This is a genomic window from Selenomonadales bacterium, from assembly GCA_017442105.1.
Classification (GTDB): Bacteria; Bacillota; Negativicutes; order RGIG982; family RGIG982; genus RGIG982.
Window position 1 is genome coordinate 1 of record JAFSAX010000212.1, and the last position, 2,017, is coordinate 2,017.

The 2,017-nt window shown below is 51.7% G+C and carries 3 protein-coding genes; 2 read left to right on the plus strand and 1 reads right to left on the minus strand.

Going from position 1 to position 2,017, the window contains the following annotated elements; genetic code table 11:
* Positions 1-204 precede the first annotated feature (204 nt).
* Both IJN28_08135 and IJN28_08140 read left to right on the plus strand, forming a co-directional pair.
* Positions 205-561, plus strand: a complete 357-nt coding sequence (locus IJN28_08135) for a helix-turn-helix transcriptional regulator (protein ID MBQ6713736.1) — start codon at positions 205-207, stop codon at positions 559-561.
* Between the two features lie 5 nt (positions 562-566).
* A complete protein-coding gene (locus IJN28_08140; GenBank protein ID MBQ6713737.1) occupies positions 567-956 on the plus strand; it encodes an ImmA/IrrE family metallo-endopeptidase in 390 nt (129 codons plus the stop codon).
* A gap of 325 nt (positions 957-1,281) precedes the next feature.
* Here the strand turns inward: IJN28_08140 and IJN28_08145 are convergent, their stop codons facing one another.
* Positions 1,282-1,986: an EcsC family protein gene (locus IJN28_08145; GenBank protein ID MBQ6713738.1), complete on the minus strand. Its 705-nt coding sequence runs from the start codon at positions 1,984-1,986 to the stop codon at positions 1,282-1,284.
* Between the last annotated feature and the right edge of the window lie 31 nt (positions 1,987-2,017).

Sequence of the window (2,017 nt, forward strand, 5' to 3'; positions counted from 1 at the left end):
CCGTCCGAACCATATGGCATCCGTCAAAAATATTTTTGCGTAATATATTTCCGTCACGCAAAAAATGTGGTACAATAGAAGTAAGAAGGAACGAACCTGTGCAAACATGCCGCACACAGCGAGCATCTTTGCACGCGGCATCGTATCCGCAAGGTCCGCCCAACAGACCGACTACTCGATATTGCACCAAAGGAGAGAAACGCCATGTCAATCGGACAAACCATCAAAGAATATCGCAAACGGCGAGGACTTACCCAACGAGAACTTGCCAAAGAGATAAACTTATCTCGTTCATATCTGGGCGATATCGAAGGCGATCGCTATAACCCGAGCGTCAAAACGCTCCGCGCCATCGCAGACGTCCTTCAGATCCCCGCCAACAAAATGTTCGGCGAAGGAGGATTCCCCGAAGACGAACCGCAAGACCTCATCGAGCTTATCCGCTACGAAAAATACACCTTGAACGGTCGTCTTGCCAACGACACCGATCGTCAAGCACTCGAAAACATCCTCCGCGTACTCTATTGGGACGCCAAAGAAAAAAATTCCAAAGAAGGTTGATGCGCTTGAAAAACATTCCGCTGCGCGCCCGCAACCTCATTCGCAAGCACGGCACGACAGACCCGTGGCGCATCGCACGCGAAATGAAGTTCGACGTCATGTTCCTGCCACTCCCCGATAGAGTGAACGGCATGTGGCGACGCGTACTGGGGCGCAAGTACATCGTGATCGACGATGCACTCGACGAATGGCAGCAAAAAGCAGTCCTCTGCCACGAGCTCGGCCATTACCTCATGCATCGCGACTACGCCAGCTACTCCATGGCGGGACGGACATTCTTCTCAAATGCACGCTGCGAACACGAAGCCAACCGCTTCGCCGCCGAGATCTTCGCCATCACAGGCAGCGAACACACGGCAGACGACGTCATGCACTTTCTCACAGCCAACAGCTGATGTTGGCTGTCTTTTTTTATTCTGAAATACCTAACAACCATATCGGCTCCCTCTGACGAATAGTGGCAGCGAAGCTGACTGAGGGAGAGATGTTTGATAAGGCAAGCAATCGCCACATCATCACACGTATCCGTTCTCTCCCTCCGTCACGGACAAGCCGTGCCACCTCCCTCATCAGAGTGAGGCTCCGGATTGTCCCGTCCCCATGCACCACAAGAAAAAACCGCACAAAAAAAGAAGAATACCTCCCCACTCTCGTGAGGACTGCATCCTTCTCATGTTCTTTATTATTTTATCTCTTTATTTCTTTAGCCCATTCCTCTGCTCACATATTCTTGATTTCAGGCGGCACATCGAGCTCGACGATATCCTTGCCCGTCAAAAGGAAGTTATGCTTGATAAACATATCATGCGCGCGATCCGCAAGCCTTTTCGTTTCCACATAATCGAGCGCACCGCCCACGACACCGCCGATGAGCGGGATCGCCTTGCCAAGCGTACCCGAGCCTACTTTCGCCCCCGTCTTAACGGCAAGCTGAGAATATATCTTCTGCGAAATAGTCGGCACAGACGATTCGGGTATCTTATCGAGAAGCTTATCGACACGCTCACTGCCGAGCTTTGCGCCAAGCTCCTTTAAGATAAGATTGAGCGACACGCCTGCCAGGCACGCATACAGGAGCGTCTTGACCTCCTTGCTTCGGACATCGTATCCGCCCATATACGCAAGGCACGCGATCATACGCATCTGCACATACAGCACGCTGGCAATATTGGCAGGCACCGTCACAGGGATCGTCAACAGCCCGCCCAGACCCGTCACAAAACCCGACACCGTACACTTCGCGATCTGATTTTGAATAAATGCCTTCGCCGCCTCATCCACACTGTCATGCCTCTCCATATAATCGCGCGCCAGCTCCTCCACAGGCTCACTCACCTTGTCGATCCCATCAAGCGACTGCGCATACAGCTTCTCAAGAAGCTCTCTCATATCCTTTTCCGTTATCTTAACATCCATCATATCCACCACACTTTCTCATTTCATTCGATATGGCAAC